This window comes from Oleiphilus sp. HI0128, from assembly GCF_001635365.1.
The window spans coordinates 1-382 of sequence record NZ_LWGG01000655.1 but is presented as its reverse complement, the minus strand read 5'-3'; the positions used below and the strand labels follow the sequence as shown (position 1 = coordinate 382).

General features: G+C 42.9%; 1 protein-coding gene. It reads right to left on the bottom strand.

Annotated features, from left to right (window positions below; genetic code table 11):
* Positions 1–382 (bottom strand): DUF1631 family protein (locus tag A3763_RS08210; RefSeq protein WP_197482850.1); only part of this gene is annotated, 382 nt, incomplete at both ends.

Here is a 382-nt window from a genome sequence, read left to right as displayed (position 1 = left end):
AACGGCGGCATGAAAAGCACTCACCAACAATGCTGGGCCAAAAACACTTTGGTGATGGTTTTTATCACCAATTCCTACCGCATCCAAACGGACTTTAAGAGGTAATAATTCGGCACGATATTGAGTTTCACATTTGGTAATCAAGACCCTTGAAGTCAACCAGTCTTCAAAGTCACCTTTATCGACAAGCGATAGGGTATCGCTCATTTTTGTAGACATATCCAGATGCTCTTGATATGCCCCTAAAGGATCTTGCACTCCAATTGAAAAACCAGCTTGCAGTTCACGCTGACTCTTCTCTACTTTCTCAGCAGCGGCCATTAGCTCATTGGCTTTTTGGTCACTTTGGGCCTGTATTGAAGCTTGCTTTATTTCCTCAATT